This is a genomic window from Micromonospora sp. NPDC002296 (assembly GCF_040296145.1).
In the GTDB taxonomy this organism is placed as follows: domain Bacteria; phylum Actinomycetota; class Actinomycetes; order Mycobacteriales; family Micromonosporaceae; genus Micromonospora.
In genome coordinates this window covers 70174-89659 of record NZ_JBEOWQ010000018.1, presented here as the reverse complement: position 1 = coordinate 89659, position 19486 = coordinate 70174, and the positions used below count along the sequence as shown (strand labels likewise).

At 72.8% G+C, this 19486-nt stretch carries 17 protein-coding genes and 1 pseudogene; 8 read left to right on the top strand and 10 right to left on the bottom strand.

What is annotated here, in order from left to right:
- Positions 1–47: 47 nt before the first annotated feature.
- From ABT023_RS16615 to ABT023_RS16600, 4 genes are read right to left on the bottom strand one after another with little or no spacing between them, the layout of a single operon-like run.
- Entirely contained in the window at positions 48–1529 is a 1482-nt protein-coding gene (locus ABT023_RS16615) for a 2-hydroxymuconic semialdehyde dehydrogenase (RefSeq protein WP_350886268.1), read from the bottom strand.
- 23 nt (positions 1530–1552) lie between these two features.
- Positions 1553–2890 carry an FAD-dependent oxidoreductase gene (locus tag ABT023_RS16610; protein WP_350886201.1) on the bottom strand — a complete coding sequence of 446 codons (1338 nt, stop codon included), beginning with the start codon at positions 2888–2890 and terminating at the stop codon, positions 1553–1555.
- The gene (kynU, locus tag ABT023_RS16605; protein WP_350886199.1) at positions 2887–4188 is read right to left on the bottom strand and encodes a kynureninase; all 1302 of its coding nucleotides are present in this window, start codon (positions 4186–4188) and stop codon (positions 2887–2889) included. Before kynU ends, ABT023_RS16610 begins: the two co-directional genes overlap by 4 nt.
- Positions 4189–4202: 14 nt before the next feature.
- On the bottom strand, positions 4203–5105 hold the full coding sequence (locus ABT023_RS16600; RefSeq protein ID WP_350886197.1) for a tryptophan 2,3-dioxygenase: 903 nt from the start codon (positions 5103–5105) through the stop codon (positions 4203–4205).
- Between the two features lie 147 nt (positions 5106–5252).
- Between ABT023_RS16600 and ABT023_RS16595 the strand changes: the two genes are divergently transcribed.
- The 3 genes from ABT023_RS16595 (at position 5253) to ABT023_RS16585 (ending at position 7228) form a co-directional block, all read left to right on the top strand.
- Positions 5253–5705 (top strand): Lrp/AsnC family transcriptional regulator, encoded by a 453-nt coding sequence (locus ABT023_RS16595; RefSeq protein WP_350886195.1) that lies wholly within the window; start codon positions 5253–5255, stop codon positions 5703–5705.
- A gap of 147 nt (positions 5706–5852) precedes the next feature.
- Positions 5853–6377, top strand: coding sequence for a hypothetical protein (locus ABT023_RS16590; protein ID WP_350886193.1), 525 nt, complete (start codon positions 5853–5855; stop codon positions 6375–6377).
- An 11-nt stretch (positions 6378–6388) separates the two neighbouring features.
- The gene (locus ABT023_RS16585; RefSeq protein ID WP_350886191.1) at positions 6389–7228 is read left to right on the top strand and encodes a class F sortase; all 840 of its coding nucleotides are present in this window, start codon (positions 6389–6391) and stop codon (positions 7226–7228) included.
- A gap of 30 nt (positions 7229–7258) precedes the next feature.
- On the opposite strand, the gene ABT023_RS16580 is transcribed toward ABT023_RS16585, so the two are convergent.
- Entirely contained in the window at positions 7259–7801 is a 543-nt protein-coding gene (locus ABT023_RS16580) for an HNH endonuclease (protein ID WP_350886189.1), read from the bottom strand.
- A gap of 293 nt (positions 7802–8094) precedes the next feature.
- Here ABT023_RS16580 and ABT023_RS16575 point away from each other — a divergent pair, with 293 nt between their 5' ends.
- The 3 genes from ABT023_RS16575 to ABT023_RS16565 all read left to right on the top strand — a co-directional run bounded on the left by ABT023_RS16575 (position 8095) and on the right by ABT023_RS16565 (position 11287).
- Positions 8095–9141, top strand: coding sequence for a mechanosensitive ion channel family protein (locus ABT023_RS16575; protein WP_350886266.1), 1047 nt, complete (start codon positions 8095–8097; stop codon positions 9139–9141).
- Positions 9142–9398: 257 nt separating this feature from the next.
- Positions 9399–10781, top strand: a complete 1383-nt coding sequence (locus tag ABT023_RS16570; RefSeq protein ID WP_350886187.1) for an MFS transporter — start codon at positions 9399–9401, stop codon at positions 10779–10781.
- Between the two features lie 83 nt (positions 10782–10864).
- Entirely contained in the window at positions 10865–11287 is a 423-nt protein-coding gene (locus ABT023_RS16565) for a globin (RefSeq protein ID WP_350886185.1), read from the top strand.
- Between the two features lie 8 nt (positions 11288–11295).
- Here the strand turns inward: ABT023_RS16565 and ABT023_RS16560 are convergent, their stop codons facing one another.
- The 5 genes and pseudogenes from ABT023_RS16560 to ettA form a co-directional block, all read right to left on the bottom strand.
- Positions 11296–11880, bottom strand: a complete 585-nt coding sequence (locus ABT023_RS16560) for a type III secretion system chaperone family protein (RefSeq protein WP_350886183.1) — start codon at positions 11878–11880, stop codon at positions 11296–11298.
- Between the two features lie 131 nt (positions 11881–12011).
- Positions 12012–12425: a DUF8185 domain-containing protein gene (locus ABT023_RS29135; protein WP_502890691.1), complete on the bottom strand. Its 414-nt coding sequence runs from the start codon at positions 12423–12425 to the stop codon at positions 12012–12014.
- A gap of 303 nt (positions 12426–12728) precedes the next feature.
- Positions 12729–12881, bottom strand: a pseudogene (locus ABT023_RS29130) (DUF8010 domain-containing protein); the annotation flags it as partial.
- Complete coding sequence (locus ABT023_RS16550; RefSeq protein ID WP_350886179.1) at positions 12878–13336, bottom strand: acyl-CoA thioesterase; 459 nt, start codon at positions 13334–13336, stop codon at positions 12878–12880. The pseudogene ABT023_RS29130 and the gene ABT023_RS16550, both read right to left, overlap by 4 nt.
- Positions 13329–15005 carry an energy-dependent translational throttle protein EttA gene (ettA, locus tag ABT023_RS16545; RefSeq protein ID WP_350886177.1) on the bottom strand — a complete coding sequence of 559 codons (1677 nt, stop codon included), beginning with the start codon at positions 15003–15005 and terminating at the stop codon, positions 13329–13331. The genes ABT023_RS16550 and ettA overlap by 8 nt, the downstream gene beginning before the upstream one ends.
- A gap of 368 nt (positions 15006–15373) precedes the next feature.
- Between ettA and ABT023_RS16540 the strand changes: the two genes are divergently transcribed.
- Both ABT023_RS16540 and otsB read left to right on the top strand, forming a co-directional pair.
- Entirely contained in the window at positions 15374–16774 is a 1401-nt protein-coding gene (locus ABT023_RS16540) for an alpha,alpha-trehalose-phosphate synthase (UDP-forming) (protein WP_350886175.1), read from the top strand.
- Positions 16771–19377, top strand: a complete 2607-nt coding sequence (otsB, locus tag ABT023_RS16535; protein WP_350886173.1) for a trehalose-phosphatase — start codon at positions 16771–16773, stop codon at positions 19375–19377. The genes ABT023_RS16540 and otsB overlap by 4 nt, the downstream gene beginning before the upstream one ends.
- Positions 19378–19486: the final 109 nt, after the last annotated feature.

The following is a 19486-nucleotide window of genomic DNA, read 5'->3' as shown; positions in this document are numbered from 1 at the left end:
CTCGGTGCGCTCGCTCACGACGCCGTGCATTCTGCCCGCCGCGCCGCTCACGAGAGGTCCACGCAGACGTTGGTCAGTTCGGAGTAGAAGCCCAGGGAGTGCACGCCGCCCTCCCGGCCGATGCCGGACGCCTTCACCCCGCCGAACGGGGTGCGCAGGTCCCGCAGGAACCACGTGTTGACCCAGACGATCCCGGCGTCCAGCCGTGCCCCCGACCGGTGCGCCCGGCCCACGTCGCGGGTCCACACCGTCGCGGCGAGCCCGTACTCGGTGCCGTTGGCCAGCGCGTACGCCTCCTCCTCGACGTCGAACGGGGCGACGTGCACCACCGGGCCGAAGATCTCCTCCCGGTTGGTCCGGGCGTCCGGGCCGAGCCCGGTGAGCACGGTGGGCCGCACGTACGCGCCACCGTCGCGGGCGTCACCGAACGTGGGCCGGCCGCCCCCGGCACGCACCTGCGCGCCCTCGACGCGGGCCAGGTCGTGGTAGCCGAGCACCTTCCTGCGGTGCTGCTGCGAGATCAACGGCATGTTCACCGTCGCCTCGTCCGCCGGCCACCCGTACGCCAGCGCGTCGGCGGCCTTCGCCAGCCGCTCGACGAACTCGTCGAAGACCGGCCGCTGCACGTAGATCCGCTCCGTGCACAGGCACACCTGGCCGCCGTTGGTGAAACTCGACCGCACCGAGCCCGCGACCGCCGCGTCCAGGTCGGCGTCGGCGAAGACCAGGCCCGCGTTCTTCCCACCCAGCTCGAACGAGACCGCCTTCACCCCGTCCGCCGCCGCCCGCATGATCGCCCCGCCGGTCGACGACTCGCCGGTGAACGTGATCGCGTCCACCCCCGGATGCCGGGTCAGGAACTCCCCCGCCGAGTCCGGGCCGAACCCGTGCACCAGGTTGAACACCCCGTCCGGCACCCCGGCGGCGGCCATCACCTCGGCCAGCACCGTCGCCGACGCCGGCGTCTCCTCGCTCGGCTTCACCACCACCGCGTTGCCGCACGCCAGCGCCGGCGCGACCTTCCACGTCAGCAGCAGCAACGGCAGGTTCCACGGCACCACCACCGCGACCACACCCACCGGCTTGCGGACGGCGTAGTTCAACGCCCGCCCGCCGGACGGGGTGACCGTGGTGAACGACTCCGTCGGCGCGGTCGCCACGATCTCCGCGAACGCCCGGAAGTTCGCCGCCCCGCGCGGGACGTCCAGGGTCCGGGCCTGCGAGACGGACTTGCCCGTGTCGGCCACCTCGGCGGTGACCAGGTCGTCGAAGCGGCGCTCCAACTCGTCGGCGACCCGGCGCAGCACCTCGGCGCGCTCCCGCTCACCCATCCGGCCCCACGGCCCGCGCAGCGCCGCCCGGGCGGCGGCGACCGCGTCGTCCACCGTCGAACGGCCCGCCTCCACTACCTCGAACACCGGCTCCCCGGTCACCGGACTGCGCTTGGTGAACCGTCGCCCGGCGTCGACGAACTCGCCGCCGACGAAGTGGCGCAGCAGCCCCGGCTCCCGGTTCGGCCGCCCGGCCATCAGGCCGGGATCCCAGTTCACGCTCATCGCCGCCGCCCCCGGGCCAGTGCCGCGCCGACCGCGCCGACCAGCAGCGTCGCCGCCGTGGCGGCCACCGCCCCGAGCACCGCCTGCTGGCGGCGGACCCGCCGCCGCACCTGCGCGTACGGGGTGGTGGAGAAGGAGACCAGCTCGTACTGCGAGACGTACCGGCCGGGCAGGGCGCGCTCCAGCGCGTGGTCCAGCTCGCGCCGGGCCTGGAACACCGGGGAGGCCACCTTGTCGCGCATCTCCACGAAGTTGGTCAGCGCCATCCGGGCGATCGCCTCCGCGTCGTCCTGCCGCCGCGCCTGGAACAGCGGCAGCGCCTCCGCCCAGTCGTCGTCGCACTCGTCGAGACAGCGGTCGAGCGCGACCACGTCCTCGAAGGCGCAGTTCGCGCCCTGGCCGTAGAACGGGACGATGGCGTGCGCGGCGTCGCCGATCAGGCCGACCCTCCCGTTCGCCTGCCACGGGGCGCAGCGGACCGTGCCGAGCACCCCGACCGGGTTGTGCTGGTAGTCGTCGACCAGGTTGGGCGCGAGCGGGACCAGGTCCGGGTAGTGGGTGGCGAAGTGCCGTTCGATCGCCGCCGGGCTGCTCAGCGAGGCGAAACTCGCGGTGCCGTGGGTGGGCCAGAACAGCGTGCAGGTGAAGGAGCGGTCCGGGTTGGGCAGGGCGATCATCATCGAGGTGCCGCGCGGCCAGATGTGCAGCGCCGCCGGGTCGAGGGCGAACTCGCCGCCGACCGCCGGGATGGTCAGCTCCTTGTATCCGTAGTCGAGGAAGTCGAGGCTCTCGCTCAGCACCCCGTACGCGAGGAGCTGCCCGCGCACCGCGGAGCCGGCCCCGTCCGCGCCGAGGACGACCGGCGCGGCGGCCGTGACCTTGCCCTGCGACGTCTCGAAGGTCATCTCCCCGGTGACCGGGTCGAGCCCGACGAGCCGGTGGTCGAACGCCACCCGCACCCCGGGCAGCGCGGTGGCGGCGGTGAGCAGGGCGTTGTTCAGCGCGCCCCGGCTGATCGAGTTGATCGCCAGGTCCCCGGCGGCGCTGTACGACTGGAACTGCGGCTCGCCCGCGACCGGGTGGATCATCCGGCCGCGCATCGGCAGCGCGTCCGCCATGACCTGGCCGTCCAGGCCGATCCGGCGCAACGCGTCGAGCCCGCGCTCGGACAGCGCCAGGTTGATCGAGCGGCCCCGCTCGGCCCTCCCGGCGCGCGGGTCTCCCCGCCGCTCGTAGAGCGCCACCCGGTACCCGCGCCGGGCCAGGAAGCAGGCCAGCAGGCAGCCGGCGAGCCCGGCCCCGACGACGGCGATCTCGTCCCGTTCCGCGTTCATGAGGGCATCTCCACCGTCGCGGCCAGCGCGTCGGCGACCCGCCAGCAGTCGTGGTACGTCGAGTACAGCGGCACCGGGGCGAACCGGACGACGTCCGGCTCCCGGGCGTCGGCGATCACGCCGTGCTCGTGCCGCAGCCGCTTGGTCAGCTCACCCGCGCTGCCCCCGCCGATGCGCACCGAGAGCTGGCAGCCCCGGCGCTCCGGATCGCGCGGGGTGACCACCCGCAGCGGCCGGCCGGCCGTGACCTCGTCGAGCAGCCGCTCCAGGTATCCGGTGAGCCGCACGCTGCGCTCCCGCAACGCCGGCATGCCGACCGAGTCGAACAGCTCCAGCGAGGTCCGCACCGGGCCCATCGCGAAGATCGGCGGGTTGGAGACCTGCCACGCCTCCGCGGTGGCCGGCGGCCGGGACACCGGGGTCATCTCGAACCGGGTGGCCGCCTCGGTGCTCCACCAGCCCTCGAAGCGGATCAGGTCGGCCCGGCCGAGGTGACGCTCGTGGACGAAGACGCCGGCCAGCGCGCCCGGACCCGAGTTCAGGTACTTGTAGGAGCACCAGGCGGCGAAGTCGACGTCCCAGTCGTGCAGCGCCAGCGGCACGTTCCCGGCCGCGTGCGCCAGGTCCCAGCCGACCACCGCCCCGGCGGCCCGGCCGGCGGCGGTGATCGCGGGGATGTCCATCAGCTCGCCGGTGAGGTAGTTGACCCCGCCGAGCAGCACCAGCGCGACCGTGTCGCCCTCCGCGGCCAGGAAGTCCAGCACGTCTGCGGTGCGCAGGGTGTCCTCGCCGTCGCGCGGGCGCAGCCGGACCACGGTGGCGTCGGGGTCGAGGCCGTGAAGGCGGGCCTGACTGCGCACCGCGTAGCTGTCCGAGGGGAAGGCGCTGTCCTCGATGACGATCCGGGTGCGCTGCCCCGCCGGTCGGTAGAAGCCGACCATCAGCAGGTGCAGGTTGACCGTGAGGGAGTTCATCACCACGGCCTCCGCGGGCCGGGCGCCGACCAGTCGCGCGACCGGCCCGGTCAACAGCTCGTGGTACGGCAGCCAGGGCCGGTCCGCCTCCAGGTGCCCCTCGACGCCGAGCCGGCCCCACGCGTCCAGGTCGGCAAGCAGTTCGTCCCGGGTGGCCCGGGGTTGCAGGCCGAGGGAGTTGCCGGCCAGGTACGCGGCCTGCGGGTAGCGCCCGCCGTCGGCCGGCGGCACGTGGAACAGGTGCCGGTGCCCGGGATCTGCCTGGTCGAGGCGGTGCGCCTCCTGCTCCGAGGGGCGCATCGCGTCCCGCTCCGGGGTGTCCATGTCGTGCTCCTCGCTCACATTGCCGTCCGGGCCGACCACAGCTCCGGGAAGACCACCCGGGCCATGCTGCGCTGCAACCAGGCGAGGCCGGCCGAGCCGCCGCTGCCGACCTTCGCGCCCATGGTCCGCTGCACCGCCTTGACATGGTTCCACCGCCAGTCGCCGAACTGCTCGGCCACCTCGGCCAGCGCCTCGCCGAGCAGCCGCAGGTGGTTGTCCGGGCCGCTGTCGGCGTACACGGCCACCCAGGCGGCCTCCAGTGCCGGGTGCGGCCGGTGCTCCTCGGCGACGTCCCGCTCCAGCACCTCGGCGGGCACGTCGGAGCCCCGCCGGGCCAGCAGGGCCACCACGTCGTCCCAGAGGCTCGGGGCGGCCAACACGGCGCACAGTTCGTCGTACACCTCGGTCTGCCGACGGAACGGCCGGATCAGGGCCGGATCGCGCAGGCCGAGCAGGAACTCCAGGTGCCGGTACATCGCCGACTGGAAGCCGGAGCCCTCGCCGAGCAGGTTGCGGAACCGGTTGAAGTCCGCCGGCGTCATCCAGCGCAGCCCCTTCCAGGCCGCGTTGAGCCCCTCCAGGTGCATGGCCGCGCGGCGCAGCGGGACCAGCGCGTCCCAGACCCGGTCGGCGCGCAGGCAGCTCTGCGCCTCGCGCAGCTCGTGGCAGGTCAGCCCGAAGTACAGCTCCATGATCTGGCTGACCATCAGGAAGGACATCTCGCCCGGGTCGTCGCTGAGCGGCTGCTGCAACCGGTGCAGGGTGCTGGCGTGCACGTACGCGTCGTAGGGCACCCGCTCGGCGAACTCCAGCGTGGGTTCGCCGCCGTTGCGGGCAGCCCGGGCCGCCCGCTGCTGCGGGGTCGCCGGACGGACCGCCGCGGCCAGCGCGGGGGCCCGCAGGTCCGTCTGCTTCACCTGTCGTCTCCATCCAGTCGGCCGGGTAGCGTCATGGTGCCCTGGTGGAAGGGCCGAACGGAATGCCGATTCGACGGCACTGCCAGCCTCGGACCTGCCGCGACAAAGGCGAACATCCCTTCGGGGTTTCGGGAAGGAAGGTCAGGCGTGGACCACATGGACTGGGCGCTGCTGCGCGAGCTCCAGGCCGACGCCCGGTTGTCGTTCAGCGAGCTGTCCCGGCGGGTGCACCTGTCACCGCCGGCGGTGGCCGAACGGGTCCGCCGGTTGGAGGAGTCGGGGGTGATCACCGGCTACCGCGCCCACGTCGACCTGGCCCGGGCCGGCCGCTCGGTGGTCGCCCTGATCCGGATGTCCTGCTACGGGTCCCGGTGCATCCTGCACGACCCGGAGGTGCCGCACTGGCCGGAGATCCTGGAGATCCACCGGATCACCGGCGACGCGTGCAGCATGCTCAAGGTCGCGACCGGGTCGATCGGCGAGTTCGAGCGGGTGATCGACCGGCTCGCCCCGTACGGCCAGCCGTCGAGCACCATGGTCCTGTCCACTCCCCTCGACTGGCACCCCGTCACCCCGCTGGACGGCGGGTCGCCCGCCTAGCGGTAGCGCCCCACGCACCGGAGAGCCCCTGTCGGTGCCCCCGACCCGCCGCGCCGCCGGTCGGCGGGTTTGCCCCGAGGCCAGGGGGAATGCAGGGCGGACTACCCGGGGGAGGATTCCGGTGCCCGGCACCGGGAGGGGGGAATCATGCGGGGGCTCACCGCGTCACATCGCGTCCTGTCGGCCGTGTTGACCGTGTTCGGCCTGGTCGGGGCGTTCGTCCTGGCCACGGTCGCGCCGGCCCGGGCCGGGGAGAACACCTTCGTCGAGGTCACGCCGAACAGCGCGCAGGCCGGCACCCGGGTCAACATCCGGGCAAGCTGCGACAACGACAACAACCGGCAGGCGGACGTGCGGTCCGACGCGTTCGGGCGGGTCGTGCTCCGGCCCGACAACGGCTTCCTGACCGGGGCGGTCACCATCCCGGAGAACAAGCAGCCCGGCGAGTACTCCGTCGAGCTGCACTGCAAGAACGACGGCACCGCGACCACCACGCTCACCGTGCTGAACATGGCCCAGCCCAGCAAGGGGCCCAACACCGGGGGCGGCGGCACGGCCGGCGACGACCGGGGCACCGGCCCGCTGCTGCTCGTGGGCGGCCTCGCGGCGGCGGCCGTGGCGGCCGGGTTCGGGGCGTTCGGCGCGCGCCGGCGTACCGGGACGCGAACCTGACGAGGTCCGCCATGGCCCGCCGACGTACGCGTGTCGACCCGGCGCGGGACCCGCGCCGCGGCACCGGCCGGTTCCGGGCGGCGGCCCGGCTGGTGGCCCGGGGGTGCGGCCGGTTCGTCCGGGTCACCGGGCAGGCATTCTCGGCCAGCGTCGCCACGGTCGACCCGGCCGCCCGCCCGGTGGCCGTCGCCCCGGGCCGGGGCGGGCCGGGCGCGGACCGGTGGCGGCTGGCCCGCCGGGGCCCCGGCGCCCCGGCGCTGGTCATCGCCGCCCTGATGGTGCTGATCGTGGCCATGCTCGGCGTCGAGCGGGTGACCGGGCACAGCGTGCTGCCGGACCGGTTCATCGCCGGGCTGCGGCCCCCGCCGAAGAAGTTCCCGGTGCTGCCGGCCAGCCGGCCGGTCGCCATCAGCAGCGACCCGATCGACCTGGACGCCCCGGTGCACGACGTCGGCATCGCCGCGGACGGCAGCATCGGGGTGCCCGACGCCGCCCGCGCCCAGGAGGCCGCCTGGTACGACCAGGGGCCGACCCCCGGCCAGTACGGGCCGGCGGTGATCGTCGGCCACGTCGACACCCGGACCGGACCGGCGGTCTTCCACGGGCTGAAGGAGCTGCGCTCCGGCGACCGGGTCGAGATCCGCCGGGAGGACCGCTCGGTGGCGGTGTTCGAGGTCGACTCGGTGCACCGCTACGACAAGGACCAGCTGCCGGTGAGCGAGGTCTACGGCGACTTCACCCGGCCGAGGCTGCGCCTGATCACCTGCGGCGGCCGGTGGGTCGGCGGGGAGACCGGGTACGCCGACAACGTGGTGGTCTACGCGTCCCTGGTGAAGGCCCGCCACGAGTGAGGCCCCGGCCCGTCCCGGTCCCGGCGCCGCTCAGGCCGCCGCCTCGGTCTCGGGCTCGCGCAGGTCGAGCCAGTCGGCCCAGCGCGGGTCTGGGGTGCGGTGCCCGAGCACCCGCCAGGCCGTCCCCATCGGGACGACGGGCGGCGAGTGCAGCCGCCAGCCGAGCTCCGCCGGGGTCTTGTCGCCCTTGGTGTGGTTGCACCGGGCGCACGCGGCCACCACGTTCTCCCAGGCGTGCCGGCCGCCCCGACTGCGCGGGAACACGTGGTCGATGGTCTCCGCCGGGCCCCGGCAGTACCCGCACCGCCAGCCGTCCCGGGCGAAGATCGCCCGTCGGGAGAGCCCGACGTGGGTGCGGTAGGGCACCCGGACGAACCGGGTGAGCCGGACCACCGAGGGCACCGGGAGCGCGTTGCGGGCGCTGTGCAGCACACCCTCACCGTCGGCCACGCAGACGGCCTTGGCGGAGAGGACGAGGATCGCGGCGCGACGCACCGACACGACACACAGCGGCTCGTAGGTGGCGTTGAGAACCAGCGCGCCGGAGCCCACCGTGGGTCGTATGTCAGGCATCGAACTCACCCTCTCGGTCCAGCCGCTCCCACCGCTGGCTGCGCCGGGCACGCCCGCGCACGACGGAACCACGCCCGACGCCGGCAGGACCACCGACGTCCGCTGCGCCAATCGTCCCTGATAAGACCCAGGATTGCACGTACTAATCCGGGGTCCCTCGTGAAGCTCTTTCGGGCCGTGCAAGGATGACCGGTTCGCCACGGTCGCCGGTGACGGCGGACCGGATGGGTGGGTCCGCCCGCCGGTGCCCGACGGCCGTGGGGTACGAAGACAGGGTGAGTGCCGCCAGTCTGATGATCGCCGCCCTGTCCGTGGTTGCCCCGAGTCCCGCCCCGGGAACCACCCCGAGCGCCGACTGCCAGGGCAGCACCTCCTGCGAGTGGGTGTACGAGACGACCGGGTCGTCGTGGTTCGCCGAGGGCAGCTACTGGATCCTGCTGAAGCCGCTGCGGGTGCTGGTGATCCTCGTGCTGGCGTTCATCGCCCGCTGGGCGCTGCACCGGATGATCAAGCGGCTGGTCCGCACCACCGCCGACGGGGTGCCGACCATGCTGCGCCCGCTGCGGGAGCGGGTGCCGACCGCCGCGGTCGAGCCCGGCGAGTTCGTCCCCGAGCGCCGCCGGCAGCGGGCGGAGGCCATCGGCTCGGTGCTGCGCAGCATGGTCACCGCGTTCGTCTTCGGCATAGCGCTGCTGATGATCCTGCGCGAGTTCAGCTTCGACCTGGCGCCGCTGCTGGCCAGCGCGGGCATCGCCGGCGTGGCGCTCGGCTTCGGCGCGCAGAGCCTGGTCAAGGACCTGATCGCCGGCCTGTTCATGCTGGTGGAGGACCAGTACGGCGTCGGCGACACGGTCGACCTCGGCGAGGCCACCGGCGTGGTGGAGTCGGTGGGGCTACGGGTCACCACGGTCCGGGACGGCCGGGGCGTGCTCTGGTACATCCGCAACGGCGAGATCATCCGGGTGGGCAACAAGAGCCAGGGCTGGGCGCTGGTCGTGGTCGACCTGCCGATCGGGTTCGCCGGCACCGAGGAGGCGACGGCGGTGCTGCGGACCGCCGCGGCATCGGTGGCGATGGACCCCGATCTGGCCCCGGAGATCGTGGAGGCCCCCGAAGTGCTGGGCGTCGAGCAGATGACGATGGACGGCGCGGTGATCCGTACCGTCGTCAAGACCACCGCCGACGGGCAGTTCGCGGTCGGCCGGGAGCTGCGCCGGCGGCTCGCCGAGGCGCTGGAGAACTCCGGCATCACGGCGAAGATCGCCGCCGCCCGTCTCTACCCGGGTTTCCCGCTGCGCACCGTCGAGGGCGGGGCAACCGGCCAGAGCGGGCCCACCTGAACCGCGAAGAACGTCGATGACCTGCGACTTTGCCTGACCATGGACCCGAGGGGTCGCGGACCGCGCGGCCCCTCGGGTATCGTCCGTTCGTTCAGTCGGAGATGCGACGATCAAACCGTTCACCCTAGTCAGCTCTCAGACGATCGGGCAGAATCCGGTACGCACGCCATCTGCCGGAGCGTGATCACGTATCGCTGAGCCGTAGATCTGACGACGGTTTCCCGGGCAGGCCATCACGAGTGGCCACCGTGGGGACGATGGAGGCCACGGTGTCCGACGAGCGACCCTCCCAGGAAGGGCCAGCTACCTTCCGCGAGGTGTTCGCCCAACGGGAGTACAGGGCGGTCTTCGCCGCGAGCGCGCTCTCCTGGATCGGCGACTTCATCGCGAAGGCCGCGGTCACCGTGCTGGTCTACCGCGAGACAGAGTCCGTGGCCTACTCGGCCGCCGCGTTCGCGGTCAGCTTCCTGCCCTGGCTGATCGGCGGCCCGCTGCTGGCCACGCTGGCGGAGCGGCACCGCTACCGGTCGGTGATGGTGGCCTGCGACCTGATCCGGATGGCCCTGATGGTGCTGGTCGCCATCCCGTGGAATCCGCCGTGGCTGATCCTCTGCCTGCTCTTCGCGACCACCCTGGCCAACCCGCCGAGCCAGGCCGCCCGGTCCGCGCTGATGCCCCTCATCCTGACCGGCGACCGGCTGGTGGTCGGGCTCTCACTGAACAGCAGCACCGGGCAGGCCGCCCAGGTGATCGGCTATCTGATCGGCGCGGCCATCGCCGCGGTCAACCCGACCGCCGCCCTGCTGATCAACGCGGGCACCTTCGCCCTCTCGGCGGCCCTGGTCCGCTTCGGCGTCCAGGACCGGCCACCGGCGATGAGCGCGGCGCACCGAAGCCACCTGCTGCGGGAGACGGCCGAGGGCTTCCGGATCGTCTTCGGCACCCCGGTGCTGCGGGCGGTCGCCCTGCTGGTGTTCAGCTCCATGCTCTTCTCGATCGTGCCCGAGGGGCTGGCCGCCGCCTGGGCCCGGGAGGGCGCCGGCGGCGGCCTGGACACCGGCGCGTCCCAGGCCGCCATCATGGCCGCCAACCCGATCGGCTTCATCCTGGGCGGGCTGCTGGTCGGCCGGGCGGTCGCCCCGGCCCGCCGGCTGCTCCTGATCCGGCCGCTGGCGGTGCTCGCGCCGCTGGCCCTGGTGCCGGCGCTGCTCGACCCGCCGCCGCTGGTGGTGGCCCTGCTCGCCGCCCTCTGCGGCTTCGCGGTCGCCGGGCTGCTCCCGGTCGCCAACGGGCTGTTCGTCCGGGCGCTGCCGAACGGCTACCGGGCCCGCGCGTTCGGGGTGATGGCCACCGGGGTTCAGGTGATCCAGGGCGCCGCCGTGCTGATCACCGGCCTGCTCGCCGAGCGGTTCTCGATCCCGCTGGTGGTGGGCGTGTGGAGCGCCGCCGGGGTCCTGCTGATGCTGCTCACCGCCGCGCGCTGGCCCAGCCGGGGCACGATCGACGCGGCGGTGGAGGCCGCTGGGAACGAGGCCGGGCCACGCCGGACCCGGCCGGCGGGCAAGGGCGACGGCAAGGGCGACGGGCAGCTCGACAACCTGCCGGGCGGGCACAGCCGACGCAGCCACCCGGTGGGCTGACCCCCCCCGGGTGTGACGAGGACGGCAGCGGCCCCGGCCGGTACGCCCCCGCCGGCCGCGGACGCACCTGGCAGGATGGAACGGTGAATCCCGCAGGTGAGTCCGAGCGTGCCGTGACCCTCTTCGAGGCGGTCGGCGGCGAACCCACCTTCCGCAAGCTGGTGGACGAGTTCTACGTCGGCGTCGCCACCGATCCACTGCTGCGGCCGATGTACCCGGAGGAGGACCTCGGCCCCGCGGCGGACCGGCTGACGCTGTTCCTGATCCAGTACTGGGGCGGCCCCAACACGTACTCCGCCCAGCGGGGGCATCCCCGGCTACGGATGCGGCACGCCCCGTACCGGATCGGCGCGGCCGAGCGGGACGCCTGGCTGCACCACATGCGCCGGGCCGTCGACCGGCTGGACCTGCCGCCGGAGATCGCCACCGCGCTGTGGGACTACCTGGAACGGGCCGCCTACTTCATGGTGAACGCGATGGACGACCCGGCCGCCGGCCCGGCCTGACCGGCGGGTCAGAGCAGCGCGCCCTCGTCGTGCAGCCAGTCCACGAAGGTGGTGGCCACCGCCGCGCCACAGTCGAGCATCTCGACCAGGAGCGCGTCGTGCGCCCCCGAGCCGAGGGGCACCTGGAGCTCCGCGTAGATCGGCAGTTGACCCCGCTCGGTGGGGTCGCCGATGTAGGCCTTGCAGAACCGACGGGTGTGGTTCCACTCGTTGACCACCCGGTAGGCCCGGTCGACCCAGTCGGGCGGGACCGTCGCGTGTGGACGGGCCCGCATCACCAGGATCTCGTCCTCCGGGCCCTCCAGGGTGACCAGCACCGCGTGCCGCTCCCACATGGCCAGCAGGTTGCCGTCGCCGTCGGCCAGGTAGCGCACGTCCAGCAGGTCGAGCGCGTCGCAGACCCGGCGGAGGGTGACCGGCCCGATGGTCGCCGACATGTCCGTGATCACGGCACGGTCGGCGGCCGGGCAGTCGTCGCCCGGTTGACGTTGGGCCGGTGGTCCGACCCGGACGGTGCTGTCCACTGTGATCCCGCTTCGAGTTTCCGGTTCGCCGTCACCGGCGGGACCGGGGCGCCATGACCACCACGGCATCGCTCGCGCACCTCACTCCCCAGCGGATCCACTCGCCTACGGTGCGTTGGATCCGAGGATGGACGGTACCCGGACAGCCGGGTTGAAGCATCCCCCCAACGACAGCACCGATCCAGAAGAATGAACAGGGGTCATACTTTCGGCTGAGCCCCGAGCGGCATGACGGCAAGATCAGCAACCTTCTGCGACCACACGGCTCCGTATGGTCCCACCAGGCTGACCCATCGCCCAGCCACTCGCACCTGAACGTCGCCACGGGCGCTCCCGGCAGCGAAAGGTAGGGGGGTCCCCACCGGGGTACCGGCACCGTCGCCGGGGCGGCCCAGGAAGCCCATCCGGAGCAGTCCCTGGACCAGCCGCTGGGCGATCTCGACCGGCGGGCCGGGCGGGTCGTCCGGGGTGACCACCACGGCGACGTGGTCCAGCAGGGCGTCCCGCAGCACCCGCTGCCCCACCGCCCGGCCGTTCAGGCCGTGGGCCGCGGCCTCGCGCAGCGTCCCCGCCGCCGCCTCGGCGATCCGCCACAGCTCCCCGGCCGGCAGCACCTCCACGGGGCGGCTCGTCGAGGGGGGCAACGGCCAGCGCCACTGCGCGTCCCGCCGGGGCGGCAGGGCGTCCCCGCCGGCCGTCAGCGCGGCCAGCAGTTCCCGGGCGGCGACCGTGGCGTCGCCGCAACCGGCCCCGGCCACCGTCCGGACGGCCAGCACACCCCACGGCAGCCGGGCCCAGAGGACCGTACGGCCGACCGGCGCCGTCCCGGCCGCCGAGGCAAGGGGCGGAGCGGGGGACGGGGTGGAGGACGGCGCCGCCGACACGCCGGGCGGGGTCGACGGGACGGATTCCGGCGGGTCCGCCGGGCCGGCCGGACGCAGCCGGACCAGCGCCGCCGGGTCGAGCCGGACCAGCCGGGCCAGGAACGCGCCCGCGTCGGCCACCCCGACCAGCCCGTGCCCGCCGCCGGCCAGGTCGGACCCCTGCCGGCGGGCCGGGGCGCCGCTCACGCCCGGGCCCCCGCCGCGCCGACGCCCGGGGCGTACGCGAGCAGGAAGGCCCGCTCCTCCTCGGTGATCCGCCGGGGCCGCTTGGCGACCAGGTCGAACGGGACCAGCACCGAGCGGGCGGTGCTGGCCAGCACGTCACCGTCGTACAACTCGTAGCCGACGGTGAACCGGGAGGCCCGGATCTCCTCGATCCACAGCTCGATCCGCACGGTGGGGGCGGCCTCCGCGGTGGCCCGGCCCAGCGCGTAGTCGACCGGGCGCAGGTAGTCGACCTCGTGCCGGCGGATCACCACCCCCTCGGCGAACGAGCCCACCCCCCACGCCCGGCCACCGGCGAACATCAACGCCACCCGCGCCTCCTCGTACAGGGTGAGGAAGCGCGAGTTGTTGACGTGCCCGTACGCGTCCAGGTCGGACCAGCGCAGCGTGCAGTGGTAGACGAACCTGTCAGTCACGGGTGAGCTTGCGGTAGGTCACCCGGTGCGGGCGGGCGGCGTCGGCCCCGAGCCGATCGATCTTGTTCTTCTCGTACGCCTCGAAGTTGCCCTCGAACCAGAACCACTTCGCCGGGTTCTGGTCGTCGCCCTCCCAGGCCAGGATGTGCGTGGAGACCCGGTCGAGGAACATCCGGTCGTGGGAGATGACCACGGCGCAGCCGGGGAACTCCAGCAGCGCGTTCTCCAGGCTGGACAGGGTCTCCACGTCCAGGTCGTTGGTCGGCTCGTCGAGCAGGATGACGTTCCCGCCGATCTTCAGGGTCAGCGCCAGGTTGAGCCGGTTGCGCTCGCCGCCGGAGAGGACCTTGGTCGGCTTCTGCTGGTCCGGACCCTTGAACCCGAACGCCGCGATGTACGCCCGCGACGGCATCTCGACCTTGCCCACCATGAGGTAGTCCAGGCCGTCGGAGACGACCTCCCAGACGCTCTTGTCGCCGTCGAGGCCCTGCCGGTTCTGGTCGACGTACGACAGGGAGACGGTGGGGCCGACCCGGACCTCGCCGTCGGTCGGCTGCTCCAGCCCGACGATGGTCTTGAACAGGGTGGTCTTGCCGACACCGTTCGGGCCGATGATGCCGACGATGCCGTTGCGCGGCAGCGAGAACGACAGGTTGTCGATCAGCAGCCGGTCGCCGAAGCCCTTGCTCAGGCTCTGCGCCTCGATCACCGTGCTGCCCAGGCGCGGGCCCGGCGGGATCTGGATCTCCTCGAAGTCGAGCTTGCGGGTCTTCTCCGCCTCCGAGGCCATCTCGTCGTACCGGTCGAGGCGGGCCTTGGACTTGGTCTGCCGCGCCTTGGCGTTGGAGCGGACCCACTCCAGCTCCTCGGTGAGCCGCTTCTTCATCTTGGCGTCGCGGCGCCCCTCGACGGCCAGCCGGGCGGCCTTCTTCTCCAGGTAGGTGGAGTAGTTGCCCTCGTAACCGATGGCCCGGCCGCGGTCCAGCTCCAGGATCCAGCCGGCCACCTTGTCCAGGAAGTACCGGTCGTGCGTGATCGCCATGACGGTGCCGGCGTACTTGGCCAGGTGCTGCTCCAGCCAGGAGACGCTCTCCGCGTCCAGGTGGTTGGTGGGCTCGTCGAGCAGCAGCAGGTCGGGCGCCTCCAGCAGCAGCTTGCAGAGCGCGACCCTGCGGCGCTCGCCACCGGAGAGCTCGGTGACGTCGGCGTCCGGCGGCGGGCAGCGCAGCGCGTCCATGGCCAGTTCGAGCTTGGAGTCGATGTCCCAGGCGTCGAGGTGGTCCAGCTCCTCCTGGAGCTTGCCCATCTCCTCCATCAGCTCGTCGGAGTAGTCCGTCGCCATCTGCTCGGCGATCTTGTTGAACCGCTCCAGCTTGGCCTTGGTCTCCGCGACCGCCTCCTCGACGTTGCCGAGGACGGTCTTGGCTTCGTTGAGCGGGGGCTCCTGGGCGAGCATGCCGACGGTGTAGCCGGGCATCAGCCGGGCCTCGCCGTTGCTCGGCCGGTCCAACCCTGCCATGATCTTGAGGAGGCTGGACTTACCGGCGCCGTTCGGGCCGACCACACCGATCTTGGCCCCCGGCAGGAAGCTCAGCGTCACGTTGTCGAGCACGACCTTGTCGCCGTGCGCCTTGCGCGCCTTTTCCAGGACGTAGATGTACTGGGCCACGGTGCGGGCTACCTCCGTTGGTTGTGATCTGGAAGCTTGCGGGGTGCGGGCGCGGCGCGGCTCCGGGTGCCGCTCGCCGCCGCCGGCCGGGGCCGGCCACAACGCAGGCCATCCTCAATCCTGACAGGTACGACCCGCTCCGCCCACATCACCCCGCCCCAGCAGTACGCCGGCGAGCCGCACTGCCCGCAACGGTGGTCGCCACGTCGGTCGGGCACGGCCCCTGACCGGGCCTGACCTGCGTGATCACCTTCACGGTTCGGCGGTCGTGGGACGGGTAGGTAACTCCGGCACGGGGCACCAGACGCCGCAGCTACGCTCAGTACGCTCATCGCGGTGGACCCGCCAGCACCCGGAGGTGGCCGAACGTGACCGTCCGTAGTTCCTTTGTCGTAGTAGCGAACCGACTACCGGTCGACGAGGTGAACACCCCGGAGGGGCGGCAGTGGCGCCGCAGCCCCGGCGGCCTGGTCACCGCGCTGCACCCCGTCCTCGCGGAGCACCAGGGCACGTGGGTGGGCTGGGCCGGCGGCACGGGCGCCGCCCCGGAGCCGTTCGACCTGGAGGGGATCCGGCTGCACCCGGTGCCGCTGAGCGCCGACGAGTTGGAGCGCTACTACGAGGGCCAGTCGAACGCGACGATCTGGCCGCTCTACCACGACGCGGTGGAGACCCCGGCGTACAAGCGCCGCTGGCGCGAGGCGTACCGGCTGGTCAATGCGCGGTTCGCGGAGGCCGCGGCGGAGGTCGCGGCCGAGGGCGCGACGGTCTGGGTGCAGGACTACCAGCTCCAGCTGGTGCCGGCGATGCTCCGCGAGCTGCGCCCCGACCTGCGGATCGGCTTCTTCCTGCACATCCCGTTCCCGCCGATCGAGCTGTTCATGCAGATGCCGTTCCGCGCCGAGATCCTGCGCGGGCTGCTCGGGGCGGACCTGGTCGGCTTCCAGCAGCGGCTGGCCGCGCAGAACTTCGTCCGGCTGGCCCGGCACCTGCTCGGGCTGCGCTACGAGGGGCAGATGATCCAGGTCGACGGTCGGCAGGTGAAGGCGGGCGCCTTCCCCATCTCCATCGAGACGAAGGAGATGGAGCGGCTGGCCGAGGACCCGGCGATCCAGGCCCGGGCGAAGCAGATCCGCGAGGAGTTGGGCAACCCGAAGACGATCATCCTGGGCGTCGACCGTCTGGACTACACGAAGGGCATCGAGCTTCGACTCAAGGCCTTCCGCGAACTTCTTGCTGACGGAAAGTTGACAGTTCCGGAGGCGGTTATGGTGCAGGTCGCCACCCCGAGTCGCGAGCGGGTGGAGCACTACCAGGCGCTACGGGTCAAGGTCGAACGTGAAGTTGGCCGAATTAATGGCGAATTTGGCAGGGTCGGCGTGCCTGCGGTGCATTACCTGCACCAGTCGTACAGTCGCAGTGAACTGGCGGCCATGTACGTGGCCGCCGACGTGATGATGGTGACCCCCCTTCGAGACGGAATGAATCTGGTGGCTAAGGAGTACGTCGCATCGCGCGCCGACCAGGGCGGCGCGCTCGTGCTCAGTGAGTTCGCCGGCGCCGCCACCGAGCTGCGCCAGGCGTTTTTGTGCAACCCGCACGACCCCGACGCCGTCAAGGACGCGTTGCTCAAGGCCGTGCACGTGGAGAAGCCCGAGGCCCGCCGACGCATGCGTGTCATGCAGCGGCACCTGCGTACCCACGACGTGGGGCACTGGGCGAAGTCGTTCCTCACCGAGCTCGGTGTGCCTGATTCGGAGGCTGCGTGAACACGTCCGTCCACGACGGAGCGGTCTCGGCCGCGGAGGTGCTGGATCCGGAGCTTAGGGCCGCAATCGGCCGGATAGCCCGGGTCCCCCAGCTCCTGGTCGCCTGCGACTACGACGGCACCCTCGCGCCGATCGTTGAGGACCCGAGCAAGGCCGTGCCACTGCCCGAGTCCGTCGCCGCCGTCCGGGCGCTCGCCGCCCTGCCGCAGACCACCGTCGCGGTGGTCTCCGGCCGGGCGCTGCGCGACCTGGCCGCGCTGTCCCGGCTGCCCAGCGAGGTGCACCTCGTCGGCAGCCACGGCTCCGAGTTCGACATCGGCTTCGTCGAGCGGCTCTCCCCCGAGCTGGTGGCCGTGCGCACCCGGCTGCGCGACGCGCTGCGTGAGATCGCCTCCGCCCACCCCGGGGTCCGGCTGGAGCGCAAGCCGGCCAGCGTCGCGGTGCACACCCGCGGGATCGACCCGCAGGTGGCCGCCGCCGCCGTCGACGCCGTCCGCAAGGGCCCCGCCACCTGGGACGGCGTCACCGTCACCCAGGGCAAGGAGGTCATCGAGCTGTCGGTGGTGGCGACCCACAAGGGCACCGCCGTCGATCAGCTCCGCACCCAGCTCTCGGCCAGCGCGGTGCTGTTCATCGGCGACGACGTCACCGATGAGAACGCCTTCGGCAACCTGCACGGCCCCGACATGGGCATCAAGATCGGTATCGGGGAGACGAAGGCCGACTACCGGGTCGCCGAGCCGATCGAGGCCGCCCGCGCGCTCGGCCTGCTGCTGGAGACCCGGCGGCACTGGCTCTTCGGCGAGCGGGCCGTGCCGATCGAGCGGCACTCCATGCTCGCCAACGGGCGGACCGTCGCCCTGCTCACCCCCGAAGCCAAGGTCACCTGGCTCTGCCACCCCAAGCCGGACTCGGCGGCGATCTTCGCCGACCTGGTCGGCGGCGGCCCCGCCGGGCACTTCAGCGTCGCCCCCGAGCGCGGCGGCATCCCGCTCGGCCAGCGCTACCGCTCCGGCACGATGACCGTGGAGACCCGCTGGTCGGGCCTCACGGTCACCGACTGGCTGGACAAGCCGGCCAGGGAGACCACCCCGGACGGCCCGGCGGTCGTCACCGGCGACTCGACCCTGGTCCGGGTGCTCACCGGCTCCGGGCGGGTCCGGGTGGAGTTCGCCCCCCGGCCCGAGTTCGGCCAGGTGGCCACCCAGCTACAGCCGGTCGGCGACGGCCTGCTGGTGCTCGGCTCCAACGAGCCGATCGCGCTCTACTCCCCCGGGGTCCAGTGGCAGGTCAGCAACGACGGCGGGTACGAGACGGCCAAGGCCGTCGTGGATCTCTCCGCCGCCGGCGGGCAGGTCGTGCTGGAGCTGCGCTTCGCCACGCACAGCCTGGAGCACCACCGGCTGCCGGTCCACGAGCGGCAGGCCACGGCCGAACAGCCGTGGAAGGACTGGGTGGCCTCGCTGCGGCTGCCCACCACCGCCCGGGACCTGGTCGCCCGTAGCGCGCTGACCCTGCGCGGGCTCTGCCACGAGGCGACCGGCTCGATCCTCGCCGCGGCGACCACCTCGCTGCCGGAGGAGCTGGGCGGCGTCCGGAACTGGGACTACCGGTACTGCTGGCTGCGCGACGCCTCGATGACCGCGCGGGCGCTGGTCGACCTCGGCTCCATCGAGGAGGCCGAGGCGCTGCTGCGCTGGGTGGACGGCTGCATCGACCGCACCGGCGGCCACCCCGAGCGGCTGCACCCGCTCTACACGGTCGACGGGTACGAGCTGGGCGCCGAGGCGGTCATCGACACCCTGCCCGGGTACGCCGGCTCCCGGCCGGTGCGGGTCGGCAACCTGGCCAACCACCAGCTCCAGCTCGACGTGTTCGGGCCGATCGCCGACCTGATCGCGGCCGTCGCCGACGCCCGGGGCTCGGTCCGCGAGGACGAGTGGCGGGTGCTGGAGAACATGGTCGAGGCGGTCCGCCGCCGCTGGCACGAGCCTGACCACGGCATCTGGGAGGCCCGCCTCCCCCCGCGGCACCACATCTTCTCGAAGGTGATGTGCTGGATGACCGTCGACCGGGCGCTGCATGTGGTGCGCCAGCACGGCGGCGAGGACCGGGCGGAGTGGGTGGACCTGCGCGACCGGATCGGCGCCAACGTGCTGGAGCACGGCTGGCACGCCGACGTGGAGGCGTACAGCGTCGCGTACGGCGACGAGGACATGGACGCCTCGTCCCTGTGGATCGGCCTGTCCGGGCTGCTACCGGGCGACGACCCGCGCTTCCTGTCCACCGTGCTGAAGATCGAGGCTGACCTGCGCAGCGGCCCGGTCGTCTACCGGTACCACTGGGACGACGGCCTACCGGGGCGCGAGGGCGGCTTCCACATCTGCACGGCGTGGCTGATCGAGGCGTACCTGCGCACCGGCCGGCGCACCGACGCGGAGGAGCTGTTCACCCAGATGGTCGACACGGCGGGCCCGACGGGGCTGCTCCCCGAGCAGTACGACCCGCTGGCCGAGCGCGGGCTGGGCAACCACCCGCAGGCGTACAGCCACCTCGGCCTGATCCGCTGCGCCCTGCTGCTGGACAACATGCTCAAGCAGTGACCTGACCGCGACGGCGGCCGGAGACCACCCGTCTCCGGCCGCCGTCGCGTGTGCGGGACAGCGCCGCCCGGCCACCGCCCGGGCCTGACGACGCGGGGACAGCGGCAGC

Coding starts and splice junctions, on each gene's coding strand:
- ABT023_RS16580 (WP_350886189.1), bottom strand. CDS start 7,801: ATGCCTGACATACGACCCACGGTGGGCTCCGGCGCGCTGGTTCTCAAC.
- kynU (WP_350886199.1), bottom strand. CDS start 4,188: ATGGACACCCCGGAGCGGGACGCGATGCGCCCCTCGGAGCAGGAGGCG.
- ABT023_RS16590 (WP_350886193.1), top strand. CDS start 5,853: ATGCGGGGGCTCACCGCGTCACATCGCGTCCTGTCGGCCGTGTTGACC.
- ABT023_RS16560 (WP_350886183.1), bottom strand. CDS start 11,880: ATGCCGTGGTGGTCATGGCGCCCCGGTCCCGCCGGTGACGGCGAACCG.
- ABT023_RS16570 (WP_350886187.1), top strand. CDS start 9,399: ATGGAGGCCACGGTGTCCGACGAGCGACCCTCCCAGGAAGGGCCAGCT.
- ABT023_RS16615 (WP_350886268.1), bottom strand. CDS start 1,529: ATGGCCGGGCGGCCGAACCGGGAGCCGGGGCTGCTGCGCCACTTCGTC.
- ABT023_RS16610 (WP_350886201.1), bottom strand. CDS start 2,890: ATGAACGCGGAACGGGACGAGATCGCCGTCGTCGGGGCCGGGCTCGCC.
- ABT023_RS16585 (WP_350886191.1), top strand. CDS start 6,389: ATGGCCCGCCGACGTACGCGTGTCGACCCGGCGCGGGACCCGCGCCGC.
- ABT023_RS16575 (WP_350886266.1), top strand. CDS start 8,095: ATGATCGCCGCCCTGTCCGTGGTTGCCCCGAGTCCCGCCCCGGGAACC.